Consider the following 16,155-nt stretch of genomic DNA (forward strand, 5'->3'; position numbering starts at 1 on the left):
CCTCCCGTGATCGGTCGGTCACCTCCCGTACCAACAAGCCAGTACGAGATCGGGTCGAGTGACCCCACGTGATCGGAGAAACCGGAAATGAAGGCAAAAGTATGGACCGGCGCCGTGGCGGCCGCGGCGGTGCTCGCGGCGGGCAGCGGCGCCGCCAGTGCGGCGGACTCCGCCGACACGGGGAGCTGGTACCGGGTGGTGTCGCAGGGGCAGTTCGCGCCGCCCGGCGCGTTCGTCCCGTCGTCGGCGATCACGTACGACAAGGCCCTCGTGCCCGCGGCGTCGCGGATCAAGGTGACGCAGGCCGGCACCGACTCCGAGATGACCGTGAGCCTGGGCGTGCGAGGGCTCGTCCCCGGTCACAAGTACGGCGCGCACGTGCACCAGAAGCCGTGCGGCGCCGACCCCGAGGCCGCGGGCGGGCACTACCAGAACGTGGTGGACCCCGAGCAGGCGAACGCCGAGAACGAGATCTGGCTCGACTTCACCGCCGACGACAACGGCGACGGCATGGCGCAGGCGCGCAAGTCCTGGCACCTGCGGCCGGGCGGCGCGGCCTCCGTCGTGATCCACGACAAGCCGGGCGGGTCGGGGAACCGGGTCGCGTGCTTCACGGTGCCGTTCGTCGCGCACACGTGAGCACGTAGGGACGTCGGTACGTAAGGCGGTACGCGCGGGCGTACGACGGCGGCCCGCCCTCCACGTGTCACGTGGGGAGCGGGCCGCCGTCGTACGTGCGGGGGCGGGGCGTCAGGCGGGGACGGCCTCGCCGGCCGGGGTGGTGTCCTCGGCCCGCTCGCCGCGCCGGGCGAAGAGGCGGTCGAGGCCCAGTGCGCCGGAGCCGGTGAAGACGAACAGCAGCATCGCCCAGCAGAACAGCACGGAGGCCTCGCCGCCGTTCTGGAGCGGCCACAGCGCCTCGGGCTGGTGGACCTTGAAGTACGCGTAGGCCATCGAGCCCGACGCGACGAAGGCGGCGAATCGGGTACCGAGGCCGAGCAGTACGAGGGCGCCGCCGACGAGCTGGATCACGGCCGCGTACCACGCGGGCCAGGTGCCGGTCTGGACGGTGCCGCCGCCCATCGCGCCGCCGAGGACGCCGAAGAGCGAGGCGGCGCCGTGGCAGGTGAAGAGCAGGCCTATGACGATGCGGAAGAGGCCGAGAGCGTAGGGCTGGCCGCGGTTCAGACGTCCAGTCATGGTGAGGCTCCTTCGGTCGGTGGGGACGAAACCGAGAGCCGGCGCACGGAGCGCCTTCGTCGCCGCTGCCGCCACCGGTGTGGGGCGCCAAAGATTAGGGGAACCTAATTAGTGCTTGCAAGTTCAACATCCGGCCATGATCGCCCTCCGAATCGGGCTCCGTCCCGGCCCCGGAGGGGCTCGCTCCGGCCGTGCGCAGGGCCGCCCGGGCCACCGCGTCGGCGTCGGAGAGGGTGACCGAGTCGACGCCCGGACGGGCCCCCGCCGCGGTCACCCAGTGCACCCCCTCGGTGGGCACACCGAAGGCGAATCTGCGTGCGTGGGCGCGCCCTTGACGGTTGATCAGGTGGTACGGGCGCGGCGTGACGTCGAGGCCGCCGGTCTCGTGCCCGTCGACCGTGTGCGGCCGGGCGCCGCCCGTCTTGAGGAGCTGTTCGAGCAGGTCGTCGGCGGTCCTGCGGAGGTCGGGCTCGGGCAGCCGGGCCTCGACGAGTGTGGTGACCCTCACGGTCGAACCGGGGACGTCGGGCGAGTGCGCGACGAAACGGCCGTCCCGCGCCGTCACCTCCATGCGCGGCCCGACGACGGTCAGGACACCGGCCTCGATCAGCGCGGTCAGCTCCTCGATGCGCCGCCGGGGCGGGCCGATCGACAGGAACGCGTTGAGCGGTGTGTACCAGCGGTCGAGGTGGTCGCGGCGCGAGGCGCCGGACAGGCCGCCGTGGTCGACGACGAGCCGCAGCTCGTTGCGCAGGTCGCGCAGCACGTCGAGGGCGGCTTTCACGGGGCCGTCCACGTTGCCGAGCGAGGCGTGCGCGGCGTCCTCGCGAAGATGGCCGAGAAGCCAGGCGCGCCATGTGCCGGGAGAGGCGTACGTGCGGCCCGAGGCCGGTTGGGAGACGCGCTCCCAGGACCACAGAAGGTTCTCGGGAATCCCGAACTTCCGTATTGCGCAAGCCTCTTGCCGGGACCGGTGGGGCGCGTCGAGGAAGCGCTCGCGGAACTCACGGAGGGTGCGGCCGTCGCGCCGCGGGCCGTCCATGGTCCGCAGCAGCGCCTCGTAGTAGACCGTCTCGACCTCCTTCGCGACCAGTGGCCATATGTCGGTGAGGAAGTCGGGGGCGTCCCCGGAGTCGGCGCGCTCGCGGAAGCCGGATATCGCCTCGGCGGTGAGTACGGCGGGCCGGTGGCGGCCGTACGCGCCCTTGGCGTTGTCCCCGCGCGCCTGGTGCGGGATGCCGCGGCGTGAACCCGCGTACAGGCGGGGTTCGTTGCCCGAGGGCAGGTAGCGCAGGCCGCCGTCCGCCGTGCGGACGTGGCGGCCGCCGCGCCCCTGTGTCAGCAGGGTCATGTGGTCGAAGAAGTTGAGGCCGAGGCCGCGCAGGAGGACGGGTTCGCCGGCGGCGATCGGGCTCAGGTCGAGGTCGGCCGGGTTGGCGGGCGCGAGGTGGCGCAGTCCGTGCCGCCGGGCGTACTCGGTGAGGTCGCGCTCGGCCGGGGTCGCGACGGCGGGCAGGTGGCCCTGGGTGAGGACGACCGCGTGCAGGCCGGTGAGGCGGCGGCCGTCGGCGAGGGTGAGGACTTGGCGGCCGTCCGCCGCGTCGTCGAGGCGGACGGCGCGGGTGGCGTGCGGGACGACCTCGACGGACGCGGGGGCGGCGGCCACCGTTTCGGCGAACACCCAGCGCAGGTAGCGCCCGTACTGGGCGCGGGTCGGATACGCGTCGGGGCCCACCGGCACGTCGTGCCGCGCGGCCCACTCGTACAGGCTCGGGCCCGGCCGGACCGGCCCCGAGCAGCCGACGCTGTCGTCGGTGAACAGGGTGACCTGCGAGGCGACCGTGTTCATGAGGAGTTCCGGGGCCTGGTCCGTGCGCCAGACGGCGCCCGCGCCCGGCGGGTGCGGATCGATCACGTGGACCGTGAGCCGGGTCCCGTGCGGCAGGAGTTCGCCGGCCGACGCGGTGAGCCGTTCCAGGACGCTGGTGCCGCGCGGGCCCGCGCCGACGACGGCCACGGTGAACTCGGGGGGCGGGACGGACAAAGCGGAACTCCCGAGGCATGTGGGGCTGCTGGAAGCGGACGGTGCGCTTCATCATGCCGTCTTCCTGCCGGGAGTGGTGCAGACCAGTGGGGGTGTGGTTGGTATCACCCGCAGCGGGGCGGGGATGTCGGCCTGCCGGGGCCGAGCGGCGGCGCCCTTACGCGAGCCGACGCTCGTCCGCCCTCACCAGGCCGCTTCTCGTGTCCGCCTGGTCCAGGGAGAGGTGTGCGGTGCGGCCCCGCAGGGCCAGGGTCATCAGTTGGTTTCCGAACCAGGGGCCGCCCGTTCTGCGCCAGGCGATGTGGGGTGTTCCCGCGCGTGCGTGGCGGGCGAAGCGGCGGCCGACGACCCGTCCGAACCGGCTCCAGCCGAAGCGGAAGCCGACGCGTATCGACGCCGGTACGGAGTTGTGCACCGGGGAGCAGGTGAGCTGCAGGACGCGGGCGCTCGGCGCCTCGGCGCCCGCGGGCCAGCTCGGCTCGGCGACGTAGGCGTGGTGCACGTCACCGGAGAGCACGGAGATCGTCGCGGGCGCGGCGTCCCCGGACCCGGCCTCCGCGATCAGGTCGGCGAGCGCCTCGAACGACGTCGGGAACGCCGCCCAGTGCTCCAGGTCCGCCGCGCGCCGCAGCTTCTCCCCGAACCGCGCCCAGCGCGGACCGCGCTCGCCCCGGCACAGTGCCGCGTTCCATCCCTCGGCGTCGTGAATGAGGTGCGGGAGCAGCCAGGGCAGTGAGGTGCCGATGAGGAGGTGGTCGTACGTGCCGCGGTCCGCGAGGGCCTGCTCGCGCAGCCACTTCGCCTCGCCGGGGGAGAGCATCGCCCGGTTCTGCTCGTCGAGGACGCGCGCCGCGCGCGTGTCCACCATCAGCAGCCGTACGCGGCCGAAGTCGCGGCGGTAGCTCCAGCGCACGGAGGCCGGGTCGGCGTCGGCGCGCGCGGCGAACTCGCGCAGCGCGTCCGTGCCGTCGGGCGTCGCGCGTACGGCGGCGTAGACCGGGTCGGTGGCGAGGGCGGCGGGCGAGAGATTGCCGATGTGCTGGTGCACCCAGTACGACATCAGGCCGCTCAGCAGGCGCTCGCGCCACCACGGGACCTCGCGCATGTCGGCGAGCCAGGCGGCGCTGGTGTTCCAGTCGTCTATGAGGTCGTGGTCGTCGAAGATCATCACGCTGGGGACCGTGGAGAGCAGCCAGCGGACCTCTGGGTCGAGCCACGACTCGTAGTAGAGGTGCGTGTACTCCTGATAGTCCGCGACCTCCGTCTCCGGCGGGTCCGACAGATCGCGGCGGCGGGCCAGCCACGCCTGCGTCCCCGGTGAGGTCTCGTCCGCGTACACCTGGTCGCCGAGGAGAACGAGGACGTCGGGGCGCTCGGCGGCCGGGTCCGCGGCGATGCGTGCGGCCAGGGTGTCCAGGGCGTCGGGACCGACCGGATCGTGCTCGGCGGCCGGGGGAGCCGCCCAGCGGCAGGAGCCGAAGGTGACGCGGACCGGGGTGTCCGCCGCGTACGCCGGGGTGCGGATGGTGCTGGCCGGGAACGGCGATTCGGGCAGCGGCCAGACCCCGCCCCCGTCGAGGACCACCTCGTACGCGGTCTCGGTGCCGGGGGTGAGGCCGGTGACCGGGATCAGCGCGTAGTGGTGCCCGTCGACCTGGAACGTGGGCGCGCTGCCCGACGCGCCGTCCGCGCAGCGCACCTCGGCGACGCAGGGTCGGCTCGCCTCGACCCAGACCGTCGCCGTCTCCTCGTCCACGTACCGCAGCAGTGGTCCAAGGCGCAGCCTCGCCACGTGATCGCCTCCGCTCGTGTCCCCGACGTCCCGGCACCGTACGGTACGGAACGTCGGAGGTGGGCGGGGTGGTTCCGAAAAGCCCGCGGCGGGGCGGGGTGCGGGTGTCGGCAGCCGGTGTCAGCAGCCGTTCAGGCCCGACTGGATCGCCGACTTCTCCGCGGGGTCGACGCTCAGCTTGTAGTAGTGCTTCACCTGGACCCACATCCGCAGGTACGTGCAGGTGTACGCGGTGCGCGAGGGCATCCACTCGGCCGGGTCCTGGTCGCCCTTGGACTGGTTGACGTTGTCGGTGACCGCGATCAGCTGGGGGCGGGTGAGGTCGTTGGCGAAGCCCTGGCGCTGGTCGTTCGTCCAGGAGCTGGCGCCGGACTTCCACGCCTCGGACAGCGGGACGATGTGGTCGATGTCCACGTCGGACGAGGCGGTCCAGGTCTCGCCGTCGTACTCCGAGTACCAACTGCCGGACGTGGCCGCGCAGTCGGAGCCGGTCTCGACGTTCTTGCCGTCGCGCTTGAGCACTTCCTCGCGGGTGTTGCACGTGCCGGACTGGGTGATCCAGTGCGGGAACTTGTCGCGGCTGTAGCCGTCGGAGGAACCTTCCGCCTTCTCCGTCAGCTCGCCGAGGTAGGTGCGGGCGGTGGCGGCGCTGACCGGGGTGGGCGGGGAGGCCTGCGCGGACGGGGTGACGAGCAGCAGGGCGAGGGCGGTGGCGCCGGTGGCCGCTCCCGCGGTCAGGAATCGACGCGCGTAGCGCGGGCGTATGCGGTGCGAGGCCGTGGTGCGGCGCATGTGAACTCCCTTGATGTGGGGTGGAGTTACGGGTCCCTGCCGTGGCGTGTGCCGTGGGGTGCTCCGTGTGGCAGGGTCGCGTCAACATGGTGGCGGGAGTGCCGGTCGATCACAAGTGGGCCCGGCAAAACGGGAGTTGGCGGAGGCGGGGCGCGAAAAAGAACAGGGAGTTTTTCGCCGGGCGGTGATTGGTCCGGGCCTCGCGTCCGTACTCTCCGGTATCCCTCGTTTGTGACTGGAGGCACCATGCGGCTCTCGCGCTCCACGGCCGGAAACTTCTTCGTGATCGGCGCGTTGCTCGTGACCGGCTCCGCCCTCGCCTATCCGACGATGCTCGGTGTGCAGACGGCGTCCACGACGCCGACGCGCATCGTCGCCAACACCCGCTGGGGGCCGCTCACGGAGGCCGACCGGGACTTCGTGGTCAAGGTCAGGTCGGCCGGGCTGTGGGAATTCCCGCTGGGGCAGGAGGTCTTGAAGCGGGGGACGACACCGGCGATGAAGACGGCCGGACGGCATCTCGTCGTCGGGCACTCCCTGCTCGACGCCAGCTGCCGCAGGATCTCCCAGGAGATGGGCATCACCCTGCCCAATCAACCCACCCCGCAGCAGCAGCAGTTCGTGGTGACCGTGGAGTCCAAGCGCGGTACGGAGTTCGACTCCACGGCGTCGAACATCATGCGCGTGACGCACGGACAGATCTTCCCGGCCGTCAGCAATATCCGCGCCACCACGCAGAACACCGAGGTGCGGCGGCTCGCGAACGAGGCGAACGACGTCGTGCGCGACCACATGGAGGTGCTGGAGAAGACCGGTCTGGTCAACATGGATCAGGCGCTCGCCCAGCAGACGGGGCCGCCGAAGCTGCCCAAGGCGCAGATGACGCCGCCGGCGCCGCAGCCCGGGTCGCCGCAGGTCGCGCTGATCGCGCCGCCGGGGCTCGCGAATCCGTACACGAAGACGTTCCCGTCCTCGCCGCCGACGACGCGCTGAGCGGTGCGTCGGGCGGGGGCGGGTGGGGTGCCGCCGCGCCACAGGGGGGCCGGGTGGCGATCTTCGGGAGAGTTTTTGTATCGTGGGGGAACAAAGTGGCACCCGCCCGTTCACCCTGACCAGCGGGCGGGGCCGCCTTGTCTCTTTCCTGTTCTCGCCTCCACGAGTCTGGAGCCCGCCGATGCCGGCCACGCCCACGGTGCCCACTGTCCTCACGGCGCGCGCACTCCTCCTCGACATGGACGGCACGCTCGTCAACTCCGACGCCGTCGTCGAGCGGATCTGGCGCCGCTGGGCCGCCGCCCACGGATTCGACGCCGAAGAGGTGCTCTCCGTCGCGCACGGCCGCCAGGCCCACGCCACGCTGGCCGAGCTGCTGCCCGGGCGGCCGATGGAGGAGAACTACGCGGACAACGCGCGGATGCTCGCCGAGGAGACCGTGGACGTCGAGGGCGTCGTCGCGGTGCCGGGAGCGCCGCGGTTCCTCGACTCGCTCGTCGCGGGCGGCGTCGCGCACGCCCTCGTCACCTCGGCCGACCTCGCGCTCTCCACGGCGCGGATGGCGGCTGCGGGGCTGCCGTATCCGGCGGTGCGGGTGACCGCGGAGAACGTGGGGGCCAGCAAGCCCGATCCCGAGGGGTTCCTGAAGGGGGCCGCCGAGCTGGGGGTCGACCCGGCGGACTGCGTGGTCTTCGAGGACTCGGGGGCCGGTATCGCGGCGGGGCGCTCCGCGGGGATGCGGGTGGTGGGGGTTGGGCCGCGTGCTCTTTCGCACGGGCCCACCGTTTGTGTGCCGGATCTTTCGGCCGTGCGGGTTGAGGTTCTTGGTGGGGGCGAGGTCGCGCTGCACCTCGGGTGACGTCTGCCCCGGGCCATAGAGGTGTGCGTCGGCCACGGGTTTCGGTTGTGCGTGGTTGCGCGCGCAGTTCCCCGCGCCCCTGGGTTACCCGTGGTTGCGGTGGCCGTTCATTTCGCTTGTTTCGCGTTCCAGGGCCGTGCGGGTCGGGGGGCCGTATTCGCCTCGCCGGTCGTCCTCGATGCCGCGTGAGAGTTGGTAGGTGCCCACCGCCGTCTCCGTGTTGCCGTCGTAGTCGCCGTTGGTCTCGCCCACGTAGATGTTCAACTGCTTCAGGCGCCACTGGAGTTCGGCCACGTCCCGGCCGTGGTCGCCCCTGCGCAGTGTCGTCCCGGACGTCGGTGTCGAGGACGCGGAGCGGGTGGCGGAGGGGGACGGGCTGTGGGTGTCCTTTTTGCGTTCCGTGTCCGGCTTGGAGTGCGTCGGGCTCGGGGACGCCGAGAGCGTGCGGGAGTGCGTGGGGGAGGGGGACGCCGACGGGGTGGTCCGTGCCGACGGGGACTCGGAGAGCGTGGGGCTCGACGAGGAGGGCGGGGCGGACGGTACGGAGGTCGATGTCGTGGCCGCGTTGTCCGAGGCCGACACCGCGTCCCCGCCCGGCGACGAGATCAGCACCGTCACCAGGGTCGCCACGCTCAACACGCCCGTGACCGCGGAGAGCAGCAGGATCCGGCCGTGCCGCTGCGGCTCGTCCGGCTCCGGGTCGTCGTCCTCGGGGACCGGGGGCGGCGGCGGATACGCGTACGGGTCCGCGGCCCGCGGCGGCGTCGGCTGCGAGGGCTCCGACAGCGAGACGTAGGGACGGACACGAAGCGGAGCGAAGGCCTCCGGCTCGCAGGCGCAGGACGGTGTGCCGTCGGGGCCCTCCCGGGTCCCGCACTCCGGACACGTACGACGTTCATCGCTCACTGCTGGAACCCCCTCCAGGCGCGCCCGGTACCCCCTCCGGCCGTTGCAGCGCATTATGCAGACCCTCGGGCCCCGCCCGCAGCGCCGGTCCCATAAAAGCCCGCCGGCGCCGCCGGGCACCCCGCGCCCCGGTGACGCCCCGAAAAACATCCGGTGTCACACGATTCAACAGGCCAAACCTGGTCACACCGACCAGGATGGGAAGTACCAAGCACCCGGCTCCCTTCGGCCGGGCTGGCTTCGGAGGTGGCCATGAGCAGCCAGGACATCGACATCGCAGGGCCAGGAGACAGCGGTCGCGGCGCGCCCTTCGCCCCCAGGGAGAACGCGAAGTCCAGCAGCGTTCTCGTGTCGATCGGCGCACTGCTGCTCGGCATGCTGCTCGCCGCGCTCGACCAGACGATCGTCTCGACGGCCCTGCCGACCATCGTCAGCGACCTGGGCGGCCTGGAGCATCTGTCCTGGGTCGTCACCGCGTACATGCTCGCCGCGACGGCGGCGACCCCGCTGTGGGGAAAACTCGGTGACCAGTACGGGCGCAAGAAGCTCTTCCAGCTCGCCATCCTGATCTTCCTGGTGGGCTCGGCGCTGTGCGGACTCTCCCAGAACATGGGGCAGTTGATCGGCTTCCGCGCGCTCCAGGGACTCGGCGGCGGCGGCCTCATGGTGCTGTCGATGGCGATCGTCGGCGACATCGTCTCGCCGCGTGAGCGGGGGAAGTACCAGGGCCTGTTCGGCGCCGTGTTCGGCACGACGAGTGTCCTCGGGCCGCTGCTCGGCGGGCTGTTCACCGAGCATCTGAGCTGGCGCTGGGTCTTCTACGTGAACCTGCCGATCGGCGTCGTCGCGCTCCTCGTGATCGCCACGGCCCTGCACATCCCGGTCCGCGCCACCAAGCACCGCATCGACTACCTCGGCACGTTCCTCGTCGCCTCCGTCGCCACCTGCCTCGTCCTCGTCGCCTCGCTCGGCGGCACCACGTGGGCCTGGGGCTCGCCGCAGATCATCGGGCTCGCGATCCTGGGTGTCGTCCTCGCGGTGGCCTTCGTGTACGTCGAGTTCAGGGCCACCGAGCCGGTCCTGCCGATGCATCTGTTCCGGGTCCGCACGTTCACCCTGTCGGCGATCATCAGCTTCGTCATCGGCTTCGCGATGTTCGGCGCGATGACCTATCTGCCGACCTTCCTCCAGGTCGTGCGGGGCGTCACGCCGACCATGTCGGGTGTCTACATGCTCCCGATGGTCTTCGGTATCCTGCTGTCGAGCACCGCGTCCGGGCAGGTCGTCAGCCGCACCGGGCGCTGGAAGATCTTCCCCGTCGCCGGCACGGCCATCACCATGATCGGGCTGCTGCTCCTGCACAACATGGACGAGCACACGGCCACCGGCGTCATGGGCCTCTACTTCTTCGTCTTCGGCGCCGGACTCGGCCTCGTCATGCAGGTCCTGGTCCTGATCGTGCAGAACGCCGTCCCGTACGAGGACCTGGGCGTCGCCACATCCGGCGCCACGTTCTTCCGGTCCATCGGCGCCTCGTTCGGTGTGGCGATCTTCGGCACGATCTTCGCCAACCAGCTCGGGAGCAAGCTCGGCGACGCCCTCGCCGGACGGCAGCTGCCGCCGGGCGTCAGCCCCGACTCGCTCGGCGCCGACCCGCGCGGCATCGCCGCCCTCCCGCCGAACCTGCAAGGGCCGGTCGTCCACGCCTACTCGTCGTCCATCACGGACGTCTTCCTGTATGCCGTCCCGATCACGCTGCTCGCCTTCGCGCTCGCGCTGCTGCTGCACGAGGACCCGCTGCGCGGCTCGGTCACCGCGCCCGACGCCACCGAGACGTTCGCCAGCAACCCCGTCCAGCGCTCCTCGTACGACGAGGCGGTGCGCGCCCTGTCCACGCTCGGCAGCCGGGAAGGGCGCCGCGCCGTCTACGAGAAGATCACTGCCAAGGCCGGCTACGACCTGCAGCCCGCGGCGAGCTGGCTGGTCCTGCGCACCCATCGCAACGGCTGGGCCGAGCCGGGTGTGCTGGCCGAGTACACGGCGATCCCGCTGCCGGTGATCATCGATGCGGCCCGGCAGGTCGAGGAGCGCCGGCTCGCCGTGCGCGAGGGCCCCGATCTGCTCCTCACCGCCGAGGGCCGCGTGGTCGCGGAGCGCCTCTCGCGGGCCCGCGAGGAGTCCCTGGCGGAACTGCTCGGCGACTGGTGGGGCCCCGACCGCTCCCGCGACCTCGTGCAGCTCGTCGCCGACCTCAACGCGGAGATGTGCGGCTCGGACGCGGAGCGGCCGCACGCGGGGTCGGGGGCGACGGCAGCGGCTTCCTGAACCAGTGCTCGGCGTAGACGTCGTCGTTGTGCGGCGCCGTCTCCACATAGCCGAGCCGCGCGTACAGGGCCCGCGCCTCCACCAGATCGGCGCGGGTGTCGAGGCGGATCGCGGTGGCGCCGAGCGCGCGGGCCGCGTCCTCGGCGGCGGCCACCAGGAGCGTGGCGCCGCCGGTGCCGCGCAGTTCCTCGCGGACGTACACGCGGGTGAGTTCGGCCGTGATCGCGTCCACCATCCGTACGCCCGCCGTCCCCGCGGGCGCGCCCTCGTACCGCCCCAGCAGCAAGTGGCCGCTCGGTGGTGCCAGTTCGCTGCCCGACTCGGCGGCGATCGCCCGCTCCAGCTCGGCCGGATCCGAGGTGCGGCCCTCGTGCAGCAGGTACCAGCGGTCGCTCATCTCCGTGTAGTAGGCGCGCCAGAGGGCGGTCGCGGCGGGGGAGTCGTACGGCTCCGGGGCGACGGTCCACGGGGTGGTGTTCATGGGACATGGTGGGGCCGGTGGGGTGCGGGGGCGCAACCGGAAATCGCCGTTGCCCGTGCCCGATCGGTTTCAGCCCGTCCACCGGGGCAACCCGGCCCGCAACAGCCACAGTTGAGGGAAGGCAGTCATGTCCTTAGGCTTGATCATCGCTCTGATCGTGGTGGGGGTCGTGATCGTCGTCGCGGCGGGCCTCTTCGTCGCGCGGACCGCGCCCCGCGGGGGGCGCGGACTGCGGCGCCGGTTCGGGCCCGAGTACGAGCGGGCCGTGGAGCGGCACGACGGTGACACCAGGGCCGCCGAGCAGGAGTTGGCCGAGCGCGTGAAGCGGCACGGCGCGCTGCGCGAGCAGCCGCTTGATCCCGTCGCCCGCGAGCGCTACCTGGCGCGCTGGGCCGACGCCCAGGAACGCTTCGTCGAGTCGCCGCAGGTCGCCGTCGCCGAGACCGATCTCCTCCTCGCCGACCTGGCGCAGGAGCGCGGCTTCCCGGACGGCGGCCGGTACGACGAGCAACTCGACGCGCTCTCCGTCCACCACGGGCCGCACGTGCACGGGTACCGGCGCGTGCACCGCGCGGCGCACGACCGCACCGGCCACGCGGAGGAGAACGGGGCCGGTACGGAGGAGCTGCGCCAGGCGATGATCGAGGCGCGCCCCCTCTTCGACGAACTGGTCGGCCCGGACCGTGCCACGGCCCGCGGCCACACCACGGACGACCCGACGCACCACCACCGCCACAAGCGCACCGGCGGCCTCAAGAACCGCCTGGTGAAGGGGAGTTGAGGTCATGACGCACATCGAGCGCCCCCGTGCAGCCGGAACCGACAAGGGAGCCGCGATGACCCCGCCGACAGCCCGCGAACAGACACCCGCCCCGGACCGGCCGGCCGCCCGCGAGCAGATCCCCGCAACGGACCCGACGGCGGGCCGCGAGCGGGCGTCCGGGCTGGATCCGGCGGGTGGTCGTGGGCAGGCCGGTGTGACGGGCCCGGTGGGTGGTTTCGAGCAGGGGGTTGGGTGGGAGGTGCGTGGTGAGCGGGGGGTCGATCTTTTTCCTGCGGGGGAGCGTGACGCGCTCGAAGGGCGGTTGCGGCACGCGCTCAGCGGGTTCGTCGACGAGCCGCGCGCCGCGGTGGAGGAGGCTGACCACCTCCTGGAGGACCTGACGGCCCGCCTCGCCGAAACCCTCGCGGGGCACCGCCGCACGCTGCGCACGTCCTGGCAGGACTCCACCGAGGACACCGAGCGGCTCCGCCTCGCCCTGCGCGACTACCGGGAGACGGCGGAGCGGCTGCTGCGGATCTGAGGGACGACCGGCGAAGACCGGTTACGCGGTCTTCGGCGCAGCCTGCTGGACGACCTCGAACGACCACACCGAGGACCCGCTCGCGGCAGGCTTCGGCCGGTCGGCGCCACCCTGGTGGGCCGCCTTCATGGGGCCCTCCATCCACGCCTGGAACGACTCCTCGTCGCGCCACCGCGTGTACACCAGGTAGTCGTCCGTGCCCTCGATGGGACGGAGAAGCTCGAACCACTCGAAGCCGTCGGAGTTCTCGACGGCTCCGGCGCGCGAGGCGAACCGCTTCTCCAGGACCTCGCGCTGCTCGGCCGGGACATTCAGGACGTTGATCTTTACGACAGACATGCGTCCATCCTGCCTCAGCCGCCGCTCAGGCCGACTCCCGGCCCGCCCGCGCCACCCGCCACTCACCGACAAGCTCCTCGATCTCCTCGGCCGTGTACGGCTTCAGACCGAGCGGCGGCCCCGGCGGCGGCTTGAACATCATGTCGCGGATCTTGTCGTTCAGCTCCGTGATCATGCGGCGCACGACCCGCTCCGACGGGGCCTTCGGCAGCGCCGCCACGGTGTCCTCGGCCTCCTTGCGCAGGGCGAGCGAGGGCGGCAGGACGGAGAAGCCCTCGCGGGCCAGCTTCCGCTTGATCCACCAGTTCTCGTCGTACGTGGCGTCGGCCCCCGAATCGAAGGGTTTGCCCACGCCGGGCAGCTCGGAGAATTCGCCGCGACGCTCGGCGTCGCGGATCTGCTTGTCGACGAATGACTCGAAACTGACTCCGGGCGGTTTGCGTTCGGTCATGCACTCAGTGTCCCAGAGCGCCCCGAAGAGCCATAGGATGCGGCGGCTGCGGGGACGAGGAACCGATCGGACGCTGGGGGCGGGCGTGCTCGAACTGACCATGGCCACCATGACGGGCGGCGACGCGGGAGCGACGGCGGGCATGGCGATGGCCGACGCCGACAGCGAGCCGGGAGCGGTGCTGCGGGTCGGCCGCGACGGGAGTGTGTGCCGGCTCGTGACCCCGGACGACTGGCTGTTCGTGTCGCGGGTGCACCTGGAGTTCCGGTGCGGGCCCGACGGCGGCTGGAGCCTGTTCTGGCTGCGCGGCTCGCAGAACGACCCCGCCTCCGAGGTGCGGGTGCGGTTGGGGCCGCCGGGGCCCGGACAGCCCGTCGCGTACGGCGGGGCGGTGACGCTGCCGCGCGGCTCCTTCGGTGAGGTGCTGGTGCTCGACCGGAGCGGACCGCGCAGCGTGAACGTCGGCTTCTATCACGACGTCACACAGGCCACCGCGAAACCGTCGTGACCCTTCGCACCCACCGTCTGGATCGCCGTCGCGTCCAGCCTCGGGTGGTCCGCGAGGATCTGGAGGGCGCCACGGGTGCCGACGACATCGGGTTCCGTGGAGTCGGCGTTCGTCACCCGGCCGCCGCGCACCACGTTGTCGAGGACGAGCACGCTGCCCGGCCGGGTCAGGCGCAGCGCCCACTCCAGGTAGTGCGGGTTGTTGCCCTTGTCGGCGTCGATGAAGACGAGGTCGAACTCCCGGCCCTCGTCGGCCAGTCGCGGCAGCGAGTCGAGCGCCGCGCCCACCCGGACCTCGACCACCTTGTCCAGGCCCGCGCGGGCGAGGTTGGCGCGGGCCACCTCCGCGTGCCGGGCGCTGTACTCCAGGGTGATCAGCGAACCGTCGGCGGGGAGCGCGCGGGCCAGCCAGATCGTGCTGTAGCCGCCGAGCGTGCCGATCTCCAGGATCCGGCGTGCGCCCTGGATGCGGGCGACGAGCTGCAGCAGCTTCCCGTGGGTGGCCGAGACGTTGATGGCGGGCAGCCCCGCCGCCTCGCTGTCGGCGAGCGCCGCCGCCAGTGCCTCGTCGGCGGGGGCGAGGAGGCCGCCGAGGTAGGCGTCGACGGCGGCCGCGGACTCGGGCTGACGGTTGCGTGGGTGAGTCGTCATGGCCGTCAGCGTAAGTCCGCATACGCCGAGAACGGCCGGGTTCCGGGCGATGGAGATCGCCCGGAACCCGGCCGTTCGAAGAGCTCAGGAGCGCGTCACACCGCGGGCGGCGAACCCGGCAGCGGCTTGCCCGCCGACTCCTTCATGCGCCACACCGCGACACCACCGATGAGGGCCGCGGCCATCATGTAGTACGCCGGGATCATCAGGTTGCCCGTGGCCGCGATGAGGGACGCCACGACCAGCGGCGTCGTACCGCCGAAGATCGAGACGGACAGGTTGAAGCTGACGGCCAGGGAGCCGTAGCGGACCTTCGTGTCGAAGAGCGCGGGCAGCGTCGACGGCATCGACGAGGTGAAGGAGACGAGCAGCAGGCCGAGCGCGGCGAGGCCCAGCGCGATCGCCCACGTGGAGCCCTGCTGGATCAGCAGGATGGCCGGGACGGAGAGCAGGAGGAAGCCCACGCAGCCGGCGCCGATCACCCAGCGGTGGCCGAAGCGGTCGTTGGCGAGCCCCATCGGGAGCTGCACGATCATCATCAGCAGCATCACGCCGATGAGGATCAGCGTGCCGTGCGTGGCGTCGTAGTGCAGTTCCTCGCTCAGGAACGTCGGCATGTAGGAGAGCAGCATGTAGTCGGTGACGTTGAAGACCAGGACCAGCGCGATGCACAGGAACATGGGCTTCGCGTTGCCGACGAACATCTCCTTCAGCTTCGGCTTCGGGTTGGACTTCTCCTTCGCCTCGGCCTCGTCCGCCAGCTTCTTGAACGCCGGGGTCTCCTCCAGCTTCATCCGGACGTAGAGACCGACCAGGCCGATCGGGCCCGCGACCAGGAACGGGATGCGCCAACCCCAGCTGTACAGGGCGTCGGTGGACATCATCGTCGTGAGCGCGGTCGCGAGCGCGGCGCCGGCGACGTAACCGGCGTTCGTGCCGAGCTCCAGGAACGAGCCGAAGAATCCACGGCGCTTGTCCGGCGCGTACTCGGCGATGAACGTGCACGCGCCGCCGTACTCACCACCGGCCGAGAAGCCCTGCACCATGCGCGCCACGATCAGCAGCACCGGCGCCCAGATGCCGATGGCACCGTGCGAGGGGATCAGACCGATCGCGAAGGTGCCCGCCGACATCATGATCATGGTGATGGCGAGGACGCGCTGCCGGCCGATGCGGTCGCCGAGCGGGCCGAAGAAGGCGCCACCGATGGGGCGCACGAGGAAGGCGGCGGCGAACGTGCCGAGCGTGGACAGCACCTGGGCCGTGCTGGACGCCGCAGGGAAGAAGACGTGTCCGAGCGTCGCGGTCAGGTAGCCGTAGACGCCGAAGTCGAACCACTCCATCGCGTTGCCGAGGGCCGCCGCCTTGACCGCGCGCTTGACGAGCGAGGGGTCTGTGGAGGTCGGCTCGGATGAGGTGCGGCCCTTCGTGGAAGTGAAGGACCCGCCAGTACTGGGGGCGATGGAAGTGGCGCTGGACACGGGTCCTTCGCCTTCCTTTCGTCGGGGGCA

17 protein-coding genes are annotated in these 16,155 nt (G+C 71.7%); 7 read left to right on the top strand and 10 right to left on the bottom strand.

Going from position 1 to position 16,155, the window contains the following annotated elements:
- Positions 1 to 87 precede the first annotated feature (87 nt).
- Complete coding sequence (locus tag ACY34M_RS03180) at positions 88 to 639, top strand: superoxide dismutase family protein (RefSeq protein WP_462717482.1); 552 nt, start codon at positions 88 to 90, stop codon at positions 637 to 639.
- Positions 640 to 750: 111 nt separating this feature from the next.
- Here ACY34M_RS03180 and ACY34M_RS03185 read toward each other — a convergent pair whose 3' ends face one another.
- From ACY34M_RS03185 to ACY34M_RS03200, 4 genes are all read right to left on the bottom strand, one after another.
- On the bottom strand, positions 751 to 1,200 hold the full coding sequence (locus tag ACY34M_RS03185; RefSeq protein ID WP_462717483.1) for a DoxX family protein: 450 nt from the start codon (positions 1,198 to 1,200) through the stop codon (positions 751 to 753).
- A gap of 94 nt (positions 1,201 to 1,294) precedes the next feature.
- Positions 1,295 to 3,244: an FAD/NAD(P)-binding protein gene (locus ACY34M_RS03190; protein WP_462717484.1), complete on the bottom strand. Its 1,950-nt coding sequence runs from the start codon at positions 3,242 to 3,244 to the stop codon at positions 1,295 to 1,297.
- Between the two features lie 157 nt (positions 3,245 to 3,401).
- Positions 3,402 to 5,036 carry an alkaline phosphatase D family protein gene (locus ACY34M_RS03195; protein ID WP_462717485.1) on the bottom strand — a complete coding sequence of 545 codons (1,635 nt, stop codon included), beginning with the start codon at positions 5,034 to 5,036 and terminating at the stop codon, positions 3,402 to 3,404.
- Positions 5,037 to 5,156: 120 nt separating this feature from the next.
- On the bottom strand, positions 5,157 to 5,828 hold the full coding sequence (locus tag ACY34M_RS03200) for an HNH endonuclease family protein (RefSeq protein WP_462717486.1): 672 nt from the start codon (positions 5,826 to 5,828) through the stop codon (positions 5,157 to 5,159).
- A gap of 246 nt (positions 5,829 to 6,074) precedes the next feature.
- Between ACY34M_RS03200 and ACY34M_RS03205 the strand changes: the two genes are divergently transcribed.
- Together ACY34M_RS03205 and ACY34M_RS03210 are read left to right on the top strand one after the other, a co-directional pair.
- Positions 6,075 to 6,821 (top strand): DUF4142 domain-containing protein, encoded by a 747-nt coding sequence (locus ACY34M_RS03205; protein ID WP_462717487.1) that lies wholly within the window; start codon positions 6,075 to 6,077, stop codon positions 6,819 to 6,821.
- Between the two features lie 181 nt (positions 6,822 to 7,002).
- Positions 7,003 to 7,680, top strand: coding sequence for an HAD-IA family hydrolase (locus ACY34M_RS03210; protein ID WP_462717488.1), 678 nt, complete (start codon positions 7,003 to 7,005; stop codon positions 7,678 to 7,680).
- An 84-nt stretch (positions 7,681 to 7,764) separates the two neighbouring features.
- On the opposite strand, the gene ACY34M_RS03215 is transcribed toward ACY34M_RS03210, so the two are convergent.
- Positions 7,765 to 8,586: a peptidoglycan-binding domain-containing protein gene (locus ACY34M_RS03215; RefSeq protein ID WP_462717489.1), complete on the bottom strand. Its 822-nt coding sequence runs from the start codon at positions 8,584 to 8,586 to the stop codon at positions 7,765 to 7,767.
- Between the two features lie 252 nt (positions 8,587 to 8,838).
- Here ACY34M_RS03215 and ACY34M_RS03220 point away from each other — a divergent pair, with 252 nt between their 5' ends.
- A complete protein-coding gene (locus ACY34M_RS03220; RefSeq protein WP_462717490.1) occupies positions 8,839 to 10,911 on the top strand; it encodes an MDR family MFS transporter in 2,073 nt (690 codons plus the stop codon).
- Here ACY34M_RS03220 and ACY34M_RS03225 read toward each other — a convergent pair.
- Positions 10,838 to 11,392: a GNAT family N-acetyltransferase gene (locus tag ACY34M_RS03225; RefSeq protein WP_462717491.1), complete on the bottom strand. Its 555-nt coding sequence runs from the start codon at positions 11,390 to 11,392 to the stop codon at positions 10,838 to 10,840. The genes ACY34M_RS03220 and ACY34M_RS03225 overlap by 74 nt on opposite strands.
- 127 nt (positions 11,393 to 11,519) lie before the next feature.
- Here ACY34M_RS03225 and ACY34M_RS03230 point away from each other — a divergent pair, with 127 nt between their 5' ends.
- Both ACY34M_RS03230 and ACY34M_RS03235 read left to right on the top strand, forming a co-directional pair.
- On the top strand, positions 11,520 to 12,173 hold the full coding sequence (locus ACY34M_RS03230; protein ID WP_462717492.1) for a hypothetical protein: 654 nt from the start codon (positions 11,520 to 11,522) through the stop codon (positions 12,171 to 12,173).
- 55 nt (positions 12,174 to 12,228) lie between these two features.
- Positions 12,229 to 12,696, top strand: coding sequence for a hypothetical protein (locus tag ACY34M_RS03235; protein ID WP_462717493.1), 468 nt, complete (start codon positions 12,229 to 12,231; stop codon positions 12,694 to 12,696).
- A 21-nt stretch (positions 12,697 to 12,717) separates the two neighbouring features.
- Here ACY34M_RS03235 and ACY34M_RS03240 read toward each other — a convergent pair whose 3' ends face one another.
- Positions 12,718 to 13,035: an antibiotic biosynthesis monooxygenase family protein gene (locus ACY34M_RS03240; protein WP_462717494.1), complete on the bottom strand. Its 318-nt coding sequence runs from the start codon at positions 13,033 to 13,035 to the stop codon at positions 12,718 to 12,720.
- Positions 13,036 to 13,060: 25 nt separating this feature from the next.
- Entirely contained in the window at positions 13,061 to 13,486 is a 426-nt protein-coding gene (locus ACY34M_RS03245) for a DnaJ family domain-containing protein (protein ID WP_462717495.1), read from the bottom strand.
- Between the two features lie 85 nt (positions 13,487 to 13,571).
- On the opposite strand from ACY34M_RS03245, the gene ACY34M_RS03250 reads away from it, so the two are divergent.
- On the top strand, positions 13,572 to 13,994 hold the full coding sequence (locus tag ACY34M_RS03250; RefSeq protein WP_462717496.1) for an FHA domain-containing protein: 423 nt from the start codon (positions 13,572 to 13,574) through the stop codon (positions 13,992 to 13,994).
- Here ACY34M_RS03250 and ACY34M_RS03255 read toward each other — a convergent pair.
- The gene (locus ACY34M_RS03255) at positions 13,958 to 14,644 is read right to left on the bottom strand and encodes an O-methyltransferase (protein WP_462717497.1); all 687 of its coding nucleotides are present in this window, start codon (positions 14,642 to 14,644) and stop codon (positions 13,958 to 13,960) included. The genes ACY34M_RS03250 and ACY34M_RS03255 overlap by 37 nt on opposite strands.
- 95 nt (positions 14,645 to 14,739) lie before the next feature.
- Positions 14,740 to 16,125, bottom strand: a complete 1,386-nt coding sequence (locus ACY34M_RS03260) for an MFS transporter (RefSeq protein WP_462717498.1) — start codon at positions 16,123 to 16,125, stop codon at positions 14,740 to 14,742.
- Between the last annotated feature and the right edge of the window lie 30 nt (positions 16,126 to 16,155).

The organism is Streptomyces sp. EDA2-14 (assembly GCF_054963755.1).